The organism is Simonsiella muelleri ATCC 29453, assembly GCF_002951835.1.
GTDB classification, from domain to species: domain Bacteria; phylum Pseudomonadota; class Gammaproteobacteria; order Burkholderiales; family Neisseriaceae; genus Simonsiella; species Simonsiella muelleri.
In genome coordinates this window covers 124186-143006 of the sequence record NZ_CP019448.1, presented here as the reverse complement: position 1 = coordinate 143006, position 18821 = coordinate 124186, and the positions used below count along the sequence as shown (strand labels likewise).

Here is an 18821-nt window from a genome sequence, read left to right as displayed (position 1 = left end):
TAAAACAGAACAAAGTATCAATTTGTGAATTTAATGATACTGAAATAGTCGCGATTTTAGCTTAAATTCGGTTTTCAGGCAGCCTGAAAACACGCCAATCATTTTTTTGCATTATTTCGTGTTGTATAAATCACACCAATTTGCCAACCGCGTTACCGCATCAGATTGACTCAACAAAAACATTTGCCAATCACGCGCCCCACTCGCCCAATCTGCCCGACAGTCCCACAAAGTCTGCCAATGCGCCATGCGTTCATTTTCAGGCAGCCTGAAAGCCCCATTCAATTCGCCCGACAACGCACAATGCGCCACCTGCCATGTTGCATCGTCTCGCCAAACCCCATCCCAAAATGCCGCCAATTTATCCAAATGTGCCAATTCATTTTGCGGATAAATATGCCAAAAGAATGGCTTACCCGAAAATTGAGCGCGAACAAAACTGTCTTCGCCACGTACAAACAGCCAATCATATTGCGCCAATAAATCATCAAAATTTTGTTGTGGTACAAAATCAATTTGGCGAATTTTCAGGCTGCCTAAAATATATTGTTTGCCATTTTCTGCTAATAAATCGCCCAATTCATGCAAACTCTGACCAACTTGCCAGCCCACGCAATCCACGTCCACGCGCCAACCCAACGCCTGCCAAGCACGCAAAGTTTCTACCCAAATTTCACTCTGATAACCAAACAGTAAAACCCTCAAAGCATTTGATTCAATTAAATTTTCAGGCTGCCTGAAAGTCATCTCACGAATCAAACCGCCACTTTCAGGCACAAAACCCATTTGCCAAAAATATTTTGCATAACCATCGGCTTGCAGAGACTGCATACCATGGGTTCGCACCGCCCAATTTTCCGCGCTCAAATATTCCCAATTGAGCCAAATGGCTTGATTTTTCTTCAAAATAACCAATACATTTTCAGGCAGCCTGCAAGCAAACATTTCAATGACCACATGCGGCGCACACACATTTTCCACATCAGCGAATTCATTTTCTTGCCAATTTTTCAATATGATACCCGATTCATTAGCATAATCAGGCGCAAGGCATCGCAACGAGCCCCAATCGTCCAAAAACAAATAAATTTGCCAATTTAATCGTGTCCGCAATTCACGAGCCAATCGCCACGCCACCCCTATATCGCCAAAATTATCAATCACATTACAAAATAACCAACAGATTTTATTAAATTTTTTATTCATTTTAGAGAAAATTAATCAATAATCAAAAACCGATAAAAAATACTTATAAATTAAGCTAATTCAAATCATTTGAACAATAAATGATAAAATTTCCCAACTTAGTCTATAATACGTTTTCGTTAGTTTTCAGTGTAACACAATCCTATTTTTGGAGAATGAAGATGTCTGTACAAATCAAAACCGCAGCCGAATTAGAAGGCAAAAAAGTCCCATCAGTTGTATTCCACACTCGCAAAGATGATGCGTGGGTAGATGTTTCTACTGATGATTTATTCAAAGGCAAAACCGTTGCCGTGTTCTCATTGCCTGGCGCATTTACCCCAACTTGCTCATCAACTCACTTACCACGCTACAACGAGTTGGCAAGTGAATTTAAAAAACGTGGCGTTGATGATATCGTTTGTGTTTCTGTAAACGACACATTTGTGATGAATGCTTGGTTGGCTGATCAAGAAGCTGAAAACATTACTGTTGTTCCTGATGGCAATGGCGAATTCAGCAAAGGCATGGGTATGTTGGTTAGCAAAGAACAATTGGGTTTTGGCGACCGTTCATGGCGTTATTCTATGCTGGTTAAAGATGGCGTTATTGAAAAAATGTTTATTGAGCCTGTGAAAGACGGCGATCCATTCGAAGTATCTGACGCAGACACCATGTTAAAACACATTGACCCAACTTGGACACCACACGAATCAGTAGCCATCATCACCAAACCTGGTTGCCCATTCTGCGCCAAAGCAAAAGCTTTGTTAAAAGAAAAAGGCTATGCATTTGAAGAAATCGTGTTGGGTCGTGATGCTTCTATCACTTCTGTGCGCGCCATCACAGGCAAAGCCACTGCGCCACAAGTGTTCATTGGTGGTCAATACATTGGTGGTAGCGATGATTTGGAAAAGTATTTCGCTAAATAATGCGACTTTTCCGCTAGAAAAATGGCTTTTCTTTCGCTGTTTAATTCGGTAGAATATGCCATATTTTCCGATGGGTGTGATAGTTTTCTCCTTTTCTAACACACCCTTTCGGACGATGTGATAGTTTTCTCCTCCTTTTCTAGCACATTGTCCCCTGAATAATCTGAGGGTTATTCAGGCAGCCTGAATTATTGATTATTCTGATTACTTAATGAATATAATAGTTAGGCTGCCTGAATGACTCTCTTTTTTTAACTGACGTGATTAATTTTAACTAACAATTTTTCAAAATCATAAGGATTTAACTATGAAAAAATTGCAAGCAGACGTGGTTGTCATTGGTGGTGGTACGGCTGGCATGGGTGCATTTCGCAACGCGCGTTTGCATACCGAAAATGTGTATTTAATTGAAAGTCATGTGTTTGGTACAACTTGTGCGCGTGTGGGTTGTATGCCTTCCAAATTACTGATTGCGGCAGCGGAAGCACGTCATCACGCTTTGCATACCGACCCATTTGGCGTACATTTGGATAAATCATCCATTCAAGTCAACGGTGAAGAAGTGATGAATCGCGTAAAATCTGAACGCGATCGCTTTGTGGGTTTCGTACTGGAAGATGTGAATGAATGGGACGAAAATCGCCGAATCATGGGTGCAGCCAAATTCATTGACGACCATACCATTCAAATTGATGACCACACGCAAATTCGAGCTGACCGCATTGTCATCGCAACAGGTTCCCGCCCCGTGATTTTGCCAGAATGGGAAAAATTGGGCGATAAATTGATTGTTAATGATGACGTCTTTTCATGGAGCACGCTGCCTGAAAGCGTGGCTGTATTTGGTTCTGGCGTGATTGGTTTGGAGTTGGGGCAAGCATTGCACCGTTTGGGTGTGAAAGTAACCGTCTTTGGGCGAGATGGTAGTTTGGGTGGCATCAGCGACCCTGTGGTATTGCAGCAAGCTACTGAAATTTTTGCAGAAGAATTCCCATTTTATTTGCGTTCTACTTCCGAAGCGCGTTTGAATGCCGATGGTAAAGTGGAAATCAAATGGGCACAAGATGATGAAACCGGTATTTTTGTGGCGGATTATTTACTGGCAGCAATTGGGCGCACACCCAATGTGGATAATTTAGGTTTGGAAAACATCAAAATTGACACGGATAAGCGTGGCGTGCCTATTGCCAATCCCGAAACCATGCAAACGTCTATTCCACATATTTTTATCGCGGGCGATGCATCGAATCAATTGCCTTTGTTACACGAAGCTGCCGACCAAGGTAAAATTGCAGGCGAAAACGCTGGTAAATTCCCCAATATCAGCAAAGGATTACGCCGTAGCATGATTGGTGTGGTGTTTACCAATCCGCAAATTATGTCGGTGGGTGCGCGTTTTGCGACATTGAAAAATCAATACGGCGATGATTTTGATGACAAAGTAGCAATTGGCGAAGTTTCATTTAGAAATCAGGGACGTAGCCGTGTAATGTTGGTAAATAAAGGGCATATGCGCGTGTATGCCGACAAACAATCAGGTAAATTTTTAGGTGCGGAAATGGCTGGGCCTGCTGCCGAACACATTGCACATTTACTCGCGTGGGCGCATCAAATGGAAATGACTGTTCCTAAAATGTTGGATATGCCATTCTATCATCCTGTTATTGAAGAAGGTTTGCGTACTGCACTGCGCGATGTAGCAAGCAAATTGTCAAAATAGGCGACCTGAAACCTTTGCACATTCAAACCATTTTTTACGCAAATCAGAATGGGCAAAATGGCAAAATCCTGCCATACTTTTCCTATTCCCTCAACAAACTCAAATGGAGTTAATATCATGAAAACAATTACAAAAATCTTAGTAGTGACTGCAATCGCTGCATCTATGGCAGCTTGCACCAGCAATGAGATGACTACCTCACAACGCAACGCAGCAATTGGTGCAGTTGTGGGTGGTGCGACTGGTAATTTAATCGGTGGGGACACAGGTGCTACTTTGGGTGGTGCTGCTTTAGGTGGCATGATTGGTAGTCAAATTAAATAATTGAATTTTATCAATATTTAGGCAGCTTGAAAGCATATTTAACTTTCAGGCTGCCTTTTTCATTCAGAGAAACATAATGCAAAAATACGCTTTTTTTGATTTTGATGGCACACTCACGCGTACCGACAGCGTGTTACCATTTTTAAAATTTTGCTGTAAAAATAATTTCTTATTTTATATAAAATTAATCCCATTATTGCCAACCCTTGTGGGCTATTTGGCTGGATTGGTCAGTAATGCCTCTGCCAAAGAACGCGTGATTGATGCTTATTTACACAACTGGCGCGTGGCGGACGTGGAAGCCAAAGCAGCAGAATTCGCCGAACACGAATTACCCAATTTGTTGTTTTCAGAAGGAATGTTCCAGCTTAGCCAACACAAAGCACAAGGCGACATTTGTGTTTTGGTCAGCGCATCACCCGAGTGGTATTTGCAGCATTGGGGCAAACAACACGGTTTTGATGCAATCATCGCTACCAAAATGGCAACGCTTTCAGGCTGCCTGACGGGCAAAATTGATGGCGAAAATTGTCATGATTTTGCAAAAGTTCGGCGAATTAATGCGTTATTTGGCGAAAATTGTTGGCAAAACAGCATAGCATACAGTGATTCACGCGTGGATTTGCCCATGTTACAACGTGCCAGTGAGGGATTTTTACTCAATAAGCAAACAAAAAAATTTGAGAAAATTTAAATTTTCAGGCTGCCTGAAAAACAAAGGCAGCCTGAAAAATAAAGATTATTTTGAATTATCCACACTACATAAAATCAATTTAAACGGAAAATCTTGCTCTGCCACTTTACTACGCGTACTTTCTTGATTTGCTTGTAAAAAATTAATATTGGTAAAGTATTTATTGGCAGACACTTCAGGCACAACCCCCAAAGCAGAATCCATTTCTATACTCAATAATTGCGTGGTCTGAATCAAACCGCCATGTTCATATTTTCCAGATACCGCTTGACAATCAATGACTTGCGGATTACTACGTAATGTTTCCAACACCAAACCCACTGCATTTTGAATGGGCAACGCGGTCGCGCTCCATTTTTGCAAATATTCGCGGCGTTGTTCAGCCATTTGATTCAACCAAAAATGATAGCTTGGCAATTCCACCGCCGTGTTACCACCCGCAATATTCAAACGCTGCCTAAACGCATTAAGCCATTCATTTTCACGCAAATTTTGTGCGCTGTGTGTATTCAAAGTCTGTAATTCTTGAATCGCCTGATTCAATTTATCCAAATGCACTTGATTGGGCAAAGCAGATGCATTTTGTTGCAAACGCTGACGCTCAAGTTCTTGTAACATATCGCGTTTTAGTTCTGCTTTAGATGCACATTCAACCAATTCAAACAGCGTGTAAATAGCAGCATGATGCATCCATTTATCATCGCCTGCCAGTGCTTCATTAAAACGATTAAATAATTGCTCCACGCGAATGTAATTACGCACACGCTCGGATAACGGAAAATCAAAATGCAGCATCTTATCGGTTCTCTCATTTATTAAGTGATTGATAAATAATGTGTTGTCTTTCAACAGCCAGTTGCAAGTCTTTCAGGCTGCCTGAATTATCAATCACATCATCTGCCAATGCCAAACGTTCAGCATCAGTCGGCTGATTGGCAATAATATTTTTAACTTGTTGCTCTGAAAATGAATTTCTTTGCATAACGCGTTTAATGCGAATATTTTCATCACAATGAATTAACAAAACACGTTGAATAATGTGTAAAAATAGCGAATTAGCACGCAAAATTGGTAATTCCACCAAAGCATAATTTTGATGTGAATTAATTTCTTTTTGCAATAAAACAATACGTTGCAAAATCAATGGATGCAGAATCTGTTCTAATTTGGTTTTAGCATTCGGTTGCGTGAAAATTAATTCACGCATGGCAGCCCGATTCAGGCTGCCTGAAGAATCTATGAAAGCCTTCCCAAAATCATTTTGAATCAATGAAATAGCTGGGCTATTGGGCGTATCAATCAATTCACGGTTTACCGCATCGGCATCAATAACCACCACACCAAGCTGCCTGAAAAACGCTGCCGCTTGGCTTTTGCCACAACCAATGCCACCCGTTAACCCAATCCACATCATGATTAAAATCCAGATTTATGCAACCACCACGTAATTGCCATTGTAGCTTGTTGATGAAAAAGAAAAATAAACCAACCAGCAATCGCCAAACATGGACCAAATGCCATAGGCTGACTTTTGGTAACACGTTTCACCAACGCCGCCACAATGCCAATAACCGATGCCATCAACACCACAATAGGCAAGTTTGCCACCCCAACCCACGCACCAATCGCAGCCAATAATTTAAAATCGCCCTGCCCCATACCATCTATGCCACGCAAAATTACATGAATTTTATTCAATAAATACAAACTCATATAACCAATTACAGCACCCAACAATGCTTGTTGCCACGACACAAAGCCCATACGCCAATTAAATAACAAACCCAACCAAACCAAAGGTTTAGTCAAATCATCAGGCAAAATTTGCGTGTCCGCGTCAATAAATGTCATTGCAATAACCATCGCTGTGAGTAAACAGCCCCACACGGTGATTTCCGTCCAACCGTATCGCCACGCCACTAAACCAAACAACACCCCCGTCAGCAGTTCTACCAAAGGATAACGAATACTGATTGGCGTTTGACAAGTATGACATTTTCCACGCAAAATCAACCAACTAATAATTGGAATATTCTGCCACGCTCGCACAGGTGCACCACAATTTCCACAGCGTGAGCGTGGACGCGACAAGGTAAACACGCCCATTTGTTCAGGAGTCAAGCCGATACGTTGGCGAAGTGTTTGGGCAATATTTTCAGGCAGCGTTTGGATAAATTCATCGTCTAATTTAAGTTGTTCACGCGCTGCCTCGTTCCACTCTCGATTGAGCATCACGGGCAGACGGTAAATCACCACGTTCAGGAAGCTGCCAACCAATAACCCAAACAATACCGCCATAAAAATCGCCATATTCTCCATATTAACCAACCACTTGACCCAAGTTGAACAATGGCAGATACATCGCCACTAAAATAGTCCCTACAATACCCCCCAATACCACCATGATGATGGGTTCCATCAATGATGACAACGTTTCCACTGCTGTATCTACTTCTTCTTCATAGAATTCAGCCACTTTATTCAACATATCATCAAGCGCACCAGCCTCTTCACCAATGGCCGCCATTTGCACCACCATATTGGGGAAAATTTGGGCGGCCTGCATGCCTGAAGTCAAAGAAATACCCTGATTAACTTTAGAACGAATTTCATTAGTCGCTTCTTCATAAATAATATTACCCGATGCACCAGCCACTGAATCCAATACTTCCACCAGTGGTACGCCAGCCGTAAACAGCGTGGCCGTAGTACGCGACCAACGTGCAATGGTTGCTTTCATCACAATATCACCAAAAATAGGCAATTTCAGTAATAAAGCGTCTAATTTCTTCTGTAATGCAGGCGAGTTTTTCACAATAAAAATCCCACCAGCAACCGTACCTACTAAACCAATAATAATCAATGCACCATGAGCCACAAACGCATTGGAAATACCCATCATAAACTCAGTCAATGGTGGCAATTTTGCGCCCATGCTATCGTATACCTTTTTAAATTCTGGCAATACGAACATCATCATCACAATAACCAATACCACCGCCACCACCAAAATGGCAATTGGATAAGTTAAAGCAGATTTTACTTTTTTCTTAATTGCTTCGGTTTTTTCCATGTAAGTGGCTAATTTGTCTAACAAAGAATCCAATACACCACCCGCTTCACCTGCACCCACTAGGTTACAATAAAATTTACTGAAATATTTCGGGTGTTTAGAAAATGCGTCTGCCATAGACGTGCCCTGTTCCACATCTGCACGCACCGACATCAGCAAATTAGTCATGGACGCATTGGAATGCCCTTTTGCCACAATATCAAAAGCTTGCATTAATGGCAAACCAGCCTTCATCATGGTACATAATTGGCGCGTGAAAACGGCAATATCAGCAGAAGTAATTTTCTTATTTTTCGCCTTTTTCATTTTAACAATTTGCAGGACTTTTACCTGACGGCGTTGTAATTTCTGACGTGCTTCTTCTTCATTACGCGCAACCACCTCACCGCGCACAATACTCTCCGTTTGAAGATTTCGCCCTTCAAATTGATATCGATTACCACGCTCTTTTTTTTGTGGTTTGGCAGCAGGTCTTTTTGCTTTCACGGGTGCTTTTTTGACAGGTTTTTTTAGAGTAGCCATAATTTTCCCAAATTTTAAAATAAATTTATTTTCAGGCAGCCTGAAAACATAGCCATTTAAATGACAATATTATTTATCAACAAATGGCTAAATTCAGAATTAGCCTTCGTTCGTGGTTGCCAATACTTCTTCCAACGTGGTAATGCCTTGCATCACTTTGAGTAAACCCGAACGGCGTAAATCCACCAAACCTTCTTCATAAGCAATATTGGCAATATCCACTTCCGTACCGCCTTTCATAATCACGGCTTTCATGCGTTCAGTCATGGGCATCACTTCATACAAACCAGCGCGCCCTTTGTAACCTTTGCCTTTACATGCTTCGCAACCCACTGCACGATACATCGTCCAATTACCTGCCAAATCTTCATCGGTGAAACCAGCTTCACGTAAAACTTTTTCAGGCGGACGCTCCATCGGTGCTTTACAATTAGAACACAAGCGACGCGCCAAACGTTGCGCCATAATCAAATTTACCGCAGAAGCAATATTAAACGGCGCAACACCCATATTCAACATACGCGATAAAGTCGCAGGCGCATTATTCGTGTGCAAGGTCGAGAACACCATATGACCTGTTTGTGCGGCTTTAATCGCAATATCTGCTGTACCCAAATCGCGAATCTCACCAATCATAATAATATCAGGGTCTTGACGCAAGAAAGCCTTTAAGGCTGCCTCAAATGTTAAACCTTGTTTATCATTCACGTTTACCTGATTAATACCTGGTAAGTTAATCTCCGCTGGGTCTTCGGCGGTAGAAATATTCACATCATCTGTATTCAGAATATTCAAGCAAGTATAAAGCGATACGGTTTTACCCGAACCCGTAGGCCCCGTTACCAATACCATGCCGTATGGACGATGAATTGCTTCCAAAATCAAATCTTTTTGAAAATCTTCAAAACCCAATTGATTAATATTCAAAAAGCCAGCGTCTGAATTCAAAATACGCATTACAACTTTTTCACCAAACAAACAAGGCATGGTACTCACACGAAAATCAATCGCTTTAGAACCTTTGGAAAACTGCAATTGAATACGTCCATCCTGTGGAATGCGTTTTTCAGAAATATCTAATTTTGCCATCACTTTAATACGCGATGCTAAATTATTACGTAAAGCCAAAGGTGGTTGCACCACTTCACGTAACACGCCGTCCGTACGATAACGCACACGCGCCATAAACTCATAAAACTCAAAGTGAATATCGGATGCACCTGTGTTGACCGCATCAAATAAAACTTTTTGAATAAATTTCGCAATAGGCCCATCGTCTTCTTCTTCGCCGCTCACAATCATGGTTTCAGCTTGGGCTTCCTGCAAATTCGCGTCCATACCCATTTCTTTAATCAGCGCGGTGTTACTTTGTGAGAATTGTTCCAACATAGAATCCAGCTGATCATCCCGTACAATCACCAATTCTGGCGATAATCCGGAATTGAACACAAATTTTTGCACATTTTGCAAAATGGTTGGATCGGATACTGCCACAAACACCCTTTTGCCACGTTTGAAAATCGGAATACAGCGATTTTCTTGTATTTGCGCTTCTTCCATCACATCGGTTAGAATTTTACGTGCTGGAAAAGCTCTCAAATCAAATTGTGGATAATTGAATACGCGCGACACCAATGACGCCAAATCCTCAGGTGCAATCACTTTATCATCAAAAAACATTGGGATAATATTTTTATTATTATCCAATGCCTTACGATACTTTTCTTCTACTTTACCGGACGGAATCAGCCCTTCTTGTTTCAATAATCGTAGCAAACCAATACTCATAATGCGTTACCTGTGGCGTTTAAATTAAAAAATGAAAAAGTAAATTAGCGTCATTATACAGTAGAATTATCCACGCTGTCTTTTTGCACCATCATCTTGATAATGAATTATTTTTAATTAATGACAAAATTAGACAATTCACCCAAATTTTGACTATTTTTAATCACAAATGAATGTGGAAATGGCACAACATCTTTTTCAGGCAGCCTGAAAAATTAATTTTGGTTATCCAAACGCAACAGTCTTATTGCCAAACCCAATCCCAACAAAACCACGCCCATATTCAATAAATGCCAACTCCCACGCCATACCCCAAAACCACCACCCAACCAATGCACCAACACATTATCAGGAAAATACTTGACCACCCAACCAAGCAATAACGATACCAATAAACCCATTATCATCACAATAATCCATTGGCGTACACGATTAGCACGACTCTCGCCCCAATACGGATTACCACGACAATTCAGCCAAACCACCACCCAAGTTACCACACCCAAACCATTAGATAACTGAAACAAACTGCCCATCAATCGCGTTGCCATGCCATTGGATAACAACGTATTGGTGAACAAAACAGGCGACACAATATACGCAAACCCCATTTGCATACCCAACCAAATCGCAATCAATAATGCACTCAATCGCTTCATTATTTCCAATCCCTTTTTCGGAAAAATCAAAATTTTCCCTATTTTAACAAAAGGCTGCCTGAAAGCGTAAAACTTTTTTCAGGCAGCCTATTTGTTGTGGGCAAAATGATGAAGACTTTGAATATAGGTTCTTAGATGTATTGTACGCTTAAAATTTCGTATTCGCGAATACCGCTTGGGGCTTGGACTTCTGCCACATCGCCCTCTTCTTTGCCAATCATCGCTCGCGCAATCGGCGAACTCACAGAAATTTTAAACAATTTAATATCTGCTTCGTCATCACCGACAATTTGGTAAGTGGATTCTTCGTCTGAATCCAAATCCATTACAGTAACGGTTGCGCCAAATACGATTTTGCCTTCAGCGTGGATTTCGGCTGGGTTGATGATTTGTGCGTGCGATAATTTGCTTTCCAATTCAGCGATACGCCCTTCAATAAAACCTTGTCGTTCTTTGGCAGATTCGTATTCTGCATTTTCCGACAAATCACCATGCGAACGCGCTTCAGCGATAGCAGCAATGATTTCAGGACGCGCCACGCTTTTCAAATGCTGTAATTCATTTTTTAATTTTTCCGCGCCTTGTGAGGTTAAAGGAATTTTTTTCATGAATTTTATTCTCCCAAACTTTTTGTTTGCCAACTGTTTTCAGGCTGCCTGAAAACAAATTCATTAGCAAAAAGAATTTAAATAATCAAATAAAAAGGCAAGCCACACCCAAATTGTGCGGCTTGCGATAGAAATTAAGGCAATTTTACCAAATTGCCACAAAAAGGCAATCAGTTTCACGCAAAGTTTTCAGGCTGCGTGAATTATTGCAACGGTTTCATGTCCATCACTTCCATCAAGAAATTAGTAAACGCTGGATTCGTGGGTTTGCGCGACATATCATTCCAACGTTGCTGCCAACCTTTGAGTGCGCTAATAATATAAGCTTTTGATTGTTCTGGTGTAATCACGCCACGTTGACTATCCAATGCAGATTTTTGGTACACTTCATACATATTATCATCAATTTGATTTGCGCCAACCAAATTCAAACGATAACGATTCAAATATTGGGCTGCCTGCACTTTGGTCATGCGATTCGCGCCGACTTCTGCACCCAAACGTTGGGCTTCTTGGCGAATTTTGGCGACATCAGTCCAGTGGCTACTGGCAAGTTTGTAGCCTGAATGGCTGTTACCAGATGTGATGGGAGCGGCGTTTTGATTATTGGGTGTGCCACTCACTGGCGCATTGACCGTAATACACGCACTCAACGACATCGCCAACACCAAAGCCAATGGCAATTTCTTTAACATCATTTGCATGGTTTTACCTTAAAAATAAAAATAAAATAACGAACGTTAATATTACATGATTGCCTATCTATTATACAATATCTGATTTCAATGAATTAGGTAAATTTTATCGTGAATGAAAATGATGATACTAAGAACCTGTTTTCATAATCCACTGCATTTACGATACACAATTTTTCAAGCAGCCTGAAAAAATATTATCATATATTAACAACATTCTTCTTCACCCGATGAATCCGATGATTGCAATGATTCGGGTTGAATCCACACGTTAATTTGTTCGCCTTTCCACCAACGCAAAGCGTATTGAATATAACCAGACAAACTGTAGCAAAAGAAAAATGCAAACAATACCAATGGCGGTTCTAATGCAATAATCATTACCGCCAACACCAACAAAATCATACCAAAAAACGGGATTTTCCGTTTAACCGACAATTCTTTAAAGCTCCAAAACGGAATTTGCGCCACCATAGACAAACCCGCAAACAAAGTCAGCAACAACGCCACCCATTTCACACCCTCACCAAAACCACCATAGCTATTATCCAACCAAATCAAACCCACCACCAAAGCCGCCGCAGTCGGACTCGGAATACCAATAAACCATTTTTTATGCACACGCCCAATCAACGTGTTAAACAACGCCAAACGCAATGCCGCACACGCACAATAAATAAACGCCACCCCATACCCCAATTTACCAAATTCAAACAATTCCCAATTGTAAACAATCAATGCAGGCGCTACCCCAAAACTGACCATATCCGCTAAACTATCCAATTGTTCACCAAATGCACTTTGACTGTTGGTCAATCGAGCAACACGCCCATCCATGCCGTCCAAAATCATGGAAATGAAAATGGCAATCGCTGCCGTATCAAATCGCCCATGGAACGATTCTGTAATCGCATAAAATGCTGAAAACAAAGAAGAAATTGTGAATGAGTTAGGCAACAAATAAATACTATTTTGTTTGAGATGTGTCATCTTTTGGTTAAATTTTTGGTTGGGATTCATGTACCCTACTCCGATAAAATCAATCATGAGTCCAATTATAACGGATTTCATCTTTTCAAGCAGAGACAACACATTCAGCCTATTCCGTTGACAAAAATATTTTTCAGGCTGCCTGAAAAAAACGGAACAAATCTTGCTAAAACAAGAATTGTTCCGTTTGATGATTTATAGTAGTACGCTCAATTCAAATTAGTACAGCATTGCTAATATCCTCATGTATCACGCATACACGGCGAACATTATCGCTGCCCCGTTGAATTTAAAGCACTATAATTTGGCAAAGATTTCAGGCTGCCTGAAAAACATTTTATTAATAAATTGGCTCAATTCTAATTTTCTAACAAAGTTTGCCCCAAATAACCCGTTTTCTCAAATCCTGCCAATACGAAAAAATATCCCCCACCAAACGGACTAATGTACTCTTCCAATGGCTCGCCATTGAGCAACCCCTGCACAAACACAAATCCATCAGTCAAATTCGCTTGATAACAAATAAACACCAATCCCACATCTAACTGCCCTGCTTTACTCAAACCACGCGAATAATCAAACGGGCGGCGATACAGTTGATGACGCTGCAAAAATTCAGCATCTCGCGGATTTGCCAAACGCATATGACTGTCTTTGGGAATCACTGCACCATCAGTATCTTTAGTATAATCGGGCATATCGTGTTCTTTTTTCATGCCCAGAGGCGCACCCGAATATTTTTCACGCCCAAAAATCGTTTGCTGTTCTTGTAATGGGGTTCTGTCCCAAAACTCCACAAAATGCCGAATCAAACGCACCGCCTGATAAGTGCCATTTTTTGCCCATGCTGGCTCATCTTGCGAATTACTTGCCACGCCTGTCCACAAAACTTGATTGGCAATTTCTGTTTTAGAAACATCGGGATTCGCCGTACCATCACGAAAACCAAATAAATTTCGTGCCGCTTGGTCAGCTGGAGCTTTGGGTAAAAACCCATCTATACTCCATTTGATAATCGCAAATTTACTCAATTGCTTAATCACATCGCGTAACGCGTTTTGGCAAGTTTCGGGGCTGAACGCACAAAATTGTATAGACACATCGCCATCACACCATTCACGTTGTAATTTGTCGTTGGGAAAATCGGGCATTTCGGTTAAATGTTTGGTTTTTTTATTTTGTAAACCAAAACGTTGGTCAAACAAACTTGCACCCACACCCACTGTAATGGTCAAACCATCGCTGGGAACGGTTTGCCCCAAAATACCGCTGCCTGATGGTGGCAATTTCGGGTCGGGGTCATGCAATTCACCGCCTTGTGTTAAAAATTCAATGCGTTGACTCAAGAGTTGAAACATTTTTTTCAATTCTGCCAACTCGGTTACCGTAACATCAAATGCACACATAATCGCAAACGGTTGATGTGGCGTAGTGATGCCTGCTTGGTGTTGACCGTAGCATGAATAACTTTGATTAGAATGCAGATGAGGCGCATTTTCAGCAGCCGATTTTTTATTAACAGTCTGATTATCCGATTGATTTTTTTGCTGACATGCGCTCAACGTTCCTGCTGCTGCCAACACGGCAGCAGTTTTCAACAAAGCGCGTTTACTGGGGTCGTGATTCATGATAATTCCTTTTCAGGCAGCCTAAAAATTATTTTAAGATAGAAATTTAAATATAGTAGAATAAAATCAAAATAGTACAAGTAAACCACGTCCACCGTGTTGGAATAGCACATGGGGACGTGGGCAACTCAATAACATTTTATTTCACTATAATTAGTCTAAACCCAACAAACCACGTAATTTCGCCAAATCTTCAGCCAATGAATTGATAGGGGCTTGCAAGGCTTTGCGATCGGCTTCGCTTAATTTATCGTAGGTTTGGAAACCATCTGCGGTTTTATATTTGGCTAAAATATCGCCTACTGCTTTGAATTGTTTATCTATTACTGCCAATAAATCTTTATCTTTGGCTTCAATATTGGCGCGGAATAACTGAATAATCTTTTGTGCGCCTTCCATATTGGCGTAAAAATCGCTCAAATCGGTGTGGCTGTAGCGGTCTTCTTCGCCTGAAATTTTGCTGGCAGCAACTTCTTCAATCAACACCGCTGCACCGCCCACGACTTTGCTTGGTGGAAAATTCAGCGTATCAATTTCTTTTTGTAATTTTTCCACATCGGCTTGTAATTTATCGGCAATCGCGTGAACGGCTTTAGTGTCTTTTTCTACCCACAAGGCGTATTCAATTTTATGGAAACCCGTGAATAATTCATCTTTTGCGCCTGCTTTAAAATCGTCTTCACGTGCATCAATGGAGGGATCCAGTTCGTTAAATAATTCTGCAATCGGTTCAATTCGTTCGTATGGCGCACGTGCTTTGGCAAATAAAGATTGAGCTTTTTCCAATTGATTGGCTTTGACGGCATCAGTAAATTGTTTGGTTAATTTAACCAATTCAGCCGCTTCGTTTTGAACATATTTTTTATATTCGGTCAATGGTTGCGCCAATTTTTCCAAATCGGATTCAGCGGCAGTGTCTTTGAAGCCGCTATCGGTTACGATTAACTTACCGCGTGGATTGTTCAACAAACCACAAGTCATTTCGTATTCACCAGGTAATAAAGTAACGGTCAATTTGTCAGATAAATTAGGGGCAATGTTTTCGCGTTCATCAACCACCATCACACCTTTCAAAATTTCCCATTCCAAAGCACGACTGCTTGCATTTTTGATGTGGAATGTGGTTCGTCCACTTGGGACAGTTAAAGTCATTGGTTCACAAGCCTTGTCGTTTACTGCCACTGCCACGCCACCATCAGGCACGCTCACGGCTGCACCACTGGCGTTGCTGGGCGCGGTAGGTTTGTCGGCTTCTGGGGGTTGGCAAGCAGCTAATAAAAGAGACGTTGCTAAGACAGTTAATGTGAATTTTTTCATATAAATTCCTTATATTAAAAATAAATTGAATAAAAATATTCTTCAGGCTGCCTATTACTATTAAACGACTATAAAGAAACAAATATTTCAAACCTGAAAGATTATTGCTCCTGAAACCATCTAAAGAACCTATGTTGATAATATCAATAGCTTGCTTTTATTACCACTTCATGCGTCTACTGCGTTAGCTTGTATTCTCAAAAATTATCAATCTTACGAACACAGTTTCTAAAAATTATTTTGACGAATTTTGATGGCGCAAAAATAAATACAAAACAGGCACCAAGTACGCCAAATACAAAACCACATCACTCACAACAGGATGGTCGGTATAACCCAAAAAGCCAGCTAACAATACCCCAAACGGACTTTGTTCATGTAAAATATGCGACCAATCTGCCAACACCGTCTGCCCAATATTCCAAATTCCCGCTTCGTGCCATGCCCGAAACGCACCAGCAAATAATCCAGCTGCTACAAAAATCAAAAACACACCAGTCAAACGAAAAAATTTCGCTAAATTCAAACGGATACCGCCTTGATAAATCGCCAAACCCACCGCCGCCGCCAATGCCAAACCCATCACCGCCCCCAGTGGCATACTCGCATCAGGACTCTGCTCAAATACCGCAATCAGAAAAAACACACTCTCCAAACCTTCACGTAACACCGCCAAAAATGCCATCGCCACCAATGCCCAACCACGCCCATTTCCACGATTTAAGGCAGCCTGAACCGAATTTTGTAGCATAGATTTCATGGATTTTGCCGCCGATTTCATCCATAAAATCATATAGGTCAACATTGCCACCGCCACCAAACCAATCGCACCAACCAAAAATTCTTGTTGTTTTTGCGGAATTTCGCCTGTGGCACGATGAATCCCATAACCGACCAATGCACACAATATCACCGCCAAGCCAACACCCAACCATACATTTTTCATTAAATGCCCATAACCTGATTGCCGTAAAAAACTTGCCACAATACCCACAATCAACGCTGCTTCAATCCCTTCTCGCAGCATAATCAATAACGCAATCCACATGGCGATTTTCTCTCCTAAAATTGGCAAAATTATACACTTGTTTTTTTTAAATGAAAATAACTTGCATTAACAAAATAAAGGCAGCCTGAAAACCAATAAACTGATTTTCAGGCTGCCTAAAATATATTTTAACCAATTAAATTAATTTGATTTTTTCTTAAATAATAAGTTATCCAATGCCCATTCTCCGCCACCTACTGACGACAAATACAAAAACAAAAAGCTATACAGTGCCGCTAATTCGCCACCCGTCAAAATTGGCAGTAAAAAATTCGGTTGCGTGTGTGCCATCAAATACGCCACCGCCATTTGACCCGACAACAAAAACGCCACAGGACGTGTGAACAAACCCAATATTAACAACATACCGCCCACCAATTCCAATAAGCCTGCCACACCATAAATAGACATCATCGGCACATTAGCAAATTGTTCAATATACGGAATGTGCAACAACTTGGTTGAACCATGCATCAAATACATGTATCCAGACACAATTCTCAATAAAGACAAAAATTTACCTTGAAACTGATTCAAAAAAAACATAAGAAAATTCCTTTCATTAAAATTTATAAAATACATCAATCACGCTATGACGACATCATAATATTTCAAATTAGGAAAAACAATACATCATTTATAAATACAGTTTTTCTCAATAATTAAACATAATATGGTGAATTAAATCCAATTATCCCAATAATAAAAAACAATAAAAAAGGCAGCCTGAAAATAATCAAATCAATTTTCAGGCTGCCTGCACTGCTGACCACGCTATCAATGCTCTCTTATCCTTTGTTTGATATTCAAATACACCAATTCCAACAAAGACGGTTTGCTCGTAAAAAGCCTGTTTTTTTTCCAAGACCCAATCCACGATGGAAATCACATCAAGCGATTTACTGTTTTGCAACAAGCGTGATTGAGAATAAATAACGGTTTTGCCTTTTTCATTCATTATGATAACGAAGAACGCTCAAAAAAGGTTCTTTGGTTAATTTTGCTGGACGTATCATTCTTATTCTTCGGTTGAAGTGGTTTTTTTGCTGCGTTGCTGTTTGCGATAATCCCACGGTGCTTGCGGACGCGCAAACGACCACAGCCCCAATTTCTTCTCTTTAGCTTTTGCCATAGCTGCCTGATAACGTTGATAATCTTCGGCTAATTGATTTTTGGCATATTGCGTATAATGCCACGCATTACCCAATTCCACTTGGCGATAATTCACATCACGCCCATCGGCTTCAATTAAAGCCACTTCACGTTGATAACGATCAATGTCGCGTACATTCACGCGCACAGGTTTGCCACTGATTAATTTTGTCAAACCGTCTTTGCTGTCTGAACCGTAATTTTGCTTGGTTTCGGGCGCGTCAATGTAAGCGAGACGGATTTTGTGGGTTACACCATGATTGTCTTGAACGGTAATGGTGTCGCCATCGGCAATTTTGATGACGGTGGCGGTGTAGCTTTCTCTGTGATTGGTTGTGGATTGGCTCGACGTGTGGGGTACAGTGTGTTCGGGCGCAACACACGCATTCAATAAAATCATGCTTGCTAATAGAGTTAATTTCATTTTTTGAATCATGATGGTGTTTTCTTTCAATAAAGTGATTAAAAATATTGTGTGAATTGATT

Annotated in this window: 20 protein-coding genes; 4 read left to right on the top strand and 16 right to left on the bottom strand. The window is 40.8% G+C overall.

Features of this window, described 5'->3' with window-relative positions:
• Window positions 1-111: 111 nt before the first annotated feature.
• A complete protein-coding gene (earP, locus tag BWP33_RS00710; protein ID WP_244903123.1) occupies window positions 112-1164 on the bottom strand; it encodes an elongation factor P maturation arginine rhamnosyltransferase EarP in 1053 nt (350 codons plus the stop codon).
• Window positions 1165-1367: 203 nt separating this feature from the next.
• Between earP and BWP33_RS00705 the strand changes: the two genes are divergently transcribed.
• The 4 genes from BWP33_RS00705 to BWP33_RS00690 all read left to right on the top strand — a co-directional run bounded on the left by BWP33_RS00705 (window position 1368) and on the right by BWP33_RS00690 (window position 4855).
• Window positions 1368-2117, top strand: coding sequence for a glutathione peroxidase (locus tag BWP33_RS00705; protein WP_002641284.1), 750 nt, complete (start codon window positions 1368-1370; stop codon window positions 2115-2117).
• Window positions 2118-2424: 307 nt separating this feature from the next.
• Window positions 2425-3837 carry a dihydrolipoyl dehydrogenase gene (locus tag BWP33_RS00700; protein ID WP_002641285.1) on the top strand — a complete coding sequence of 471 codons (1413 nt, stop codon included), beginning with the start codon at window positions 2425-2427 and terminating at the stop codon, window positions 3835-3837.
• A gap of 117 nt (window positions 3838-3954) precedes the next feature.
• Window positions 3955-4161, top strand: a complete 207-nt coding sequence (locus BWP33_RS00695; protein ID WP_002641286.1) for a glycine zipper 2TM domain-containing protein — start codon at window positions 3955-3957, stop codon at window positions 4159-4161.
• Window positions 4162-4237: 76 nt separating this feature from the next.
• The gene (locus BWP33_RS00690) at window positions 4238-4855 is read left to right on the top strand and encodes an HAD family hydrolase (protein WP_002641287.1); all 618 of its coding nucleotides are present in this window, start codon (window positions 4238-4240) and stop codon (window positions 4853-4855) included.
• A 45-nt stretch (window positions 4856-4900) separates the two neighbouring features.
• Here BWP33_RS00690 and zapD read toward each other — a convergent pair whose 3' ends face one another.
• The 15 genes from zapD to BWP33_RS00615 form a co-directional block, all read right to left on the bottom strand.
• A complete protein-coding gene (gene zapD, locus BWP33_RS00685; protein ID WP_002641288.1) occupies window positions 4901-5650 on the bottom strand; it encodes a cell division protein ZapD in 750 nt (249 codons plus the stop codon).
• A 13-nt stretch (window positions 5651-5663) separates the two neighbouring features.
• Window positions 5664-6269, bottom strand: coding sequence for a dephospho-CoA kinase (coaE, locus tag BWP33_RS00680; RefSeq protein ID WP_002641289.1), 606 nt, complete (start codon window positions 6267-6269; stop codon window positions 5664-5666).
• A gap of 2 nt (window positions 6270-6271) precedes the next feature.
• Window positions 6272-7174: a prepilin peptidase gene (locus tag BWP33_RS00675; protein WP_002641290.1), complete on the bottom strand. Its 903-nt coding sequence runs from the start codon at window positions 7172-7174 to the stop codon at window positions 6272-6274.
• 1 nt (window position 7175) lies between these two features.
• Window positions 7176-8450: a type II secretion system F family protein gene (locus BWP33_RS00670; RefSeq protein WP_002641291.1), complete on the bottom strand. Its 1275-nt coding sequence runs from the start codon at window positions 8448-8450 to the stop codon at window positions 7176-7178.
• A gap of 99 nt (window positions 8451-8549) precedes the next feature.
• A complete protein-coding gene (pilB, locus tag BWP33_RS00665) occupies window positions 8550-10238 on the bottom strand; it encodes a type IV-A pilus assembly ATPase PilB (protein WP_002641292.1) in 1689 nt (562 codons plus the stop codon).
• Window positions 10239-10453: 215 nt separating this feature from the next.
• The gene (locus BWP33_RS00660) at window positions 10454-10897 is read right to left on the bottom strand and encodes a DUF4149 domain-containing protein (protein WP_002641293.1); all 444 of its coding nucleotides are present in this window, start codon (window positions 10895-10897) and stop codon (window positions 10454-10456) included.
• Window positions 10898-11028: 131 nt separating this feature from the next.
• Window positions 11029-11505, bottom strand: coding sequence for a transcription elongation factor GreA (greA, locus tag BWP33_RS00655; protein WP_002641294.1), 477 nt, complete (start codon window positions 11503-11505; stop codon window positions 11029-11031).
• A 203-nt stretch (window positions 11506-11708) separates the two neighbouring features.
• Window positions 11709-12209 carry a hypothetical protein gene (locus BWP33_RS00650; RefSeq protein ID WP_002641295.1) on the bottom strand — a complete coding sequence of 167 codons (501 nt, stop codon included), beginning with the start codon at window positions 12207-12209 and terminating at the stop codon, window positions 11709-11711.
• 198 nt (window positions 12210-12407) lie between these two features.
• Window positions 12408-13220, bottom strand: coding sequence for a CDP-diacylglycerol--serine O-phosphatidyltransferase (pssA, locus tag BWP33_RS00645; protein WP_002641296.1), 813 nt, complete (start codon window positions 13218-13220; stop codon window positions 12408-12410).
• 329 nt (window positions 13221-13549) lie between these two features.
• On the bottom strand, window positions 13550-14818 hold the full coding sequence (gene efeB, locus BWP33_RS00640) for an iron uptake transporter deferrochelatase/peroxidase subunit (RefSeq protein ID WP_002641297.1): 1269 nt from the start codon (window positions 14816-14818) through the stop codon (window positions 13550-13552).
• A 153-nt stretch (window positions 14819-14971) separates the two neighbouring features.
• The gene (gene efeO, locus BWP33_RS00635; protein ID WP_002641298.1) at window positions 14972-16135 is read right to left on the bottom strand and encodes an iron uptake system protein EfeO; all 1164 of its coding nucleotides are present in this window, start codon (window positions 16133-16135) and stop codon (window positions 14972-14974) included.
• 235 nt (window positions 16136-16370) lie between these two features.
• A complete protein-coding gene (gene efeU, locus BWP33_RS00630; RefSeq protein ID WP_002641299.1) occupies window positions 16371-17183 on the bottom strand; it encodes an iron uptake transporter permease EfeU in 813 nt (270 codons plus the stop codon).
• Between the two features lie 141 nt (window positions 17184-17324).
• Complete coding sequence (locus BWP33_RS00625) at window positions 17325-17729, bottom strand: DoxX family protein (RefSeq protein WP_002641300.1); 405 nt, start codon at window positions 17727-17729, stop codon at window positions 17325-17327.
• Between the two features lie 202 nt (window positions 17730-17931).
• Window positions 17932-18141: a hypothetical protein gene (locus tag BWP33_RS00620; protein ID WP_002641301.1), complete on the bottom strand. Its 210-nt coding sequence runs from the start codon at window positions 18139-18141 to the stop codon at window positions 17932-17934.
• A gap of 60 nt (window positions 18142-18201) precedes the next feature.
• Window positions 18202-18771: a thermonuclease family protein gene (locus BWP33_RS00615; protein ID WP_002641302.1), complete on the bottom strand. Its 570-nt coding sequence runs from the start codon at window positions 18769-18771 to the stop codon at window positions 18202-18204.
• Window positions 18772-18821 lie beyond the last annotated feature (50 nt).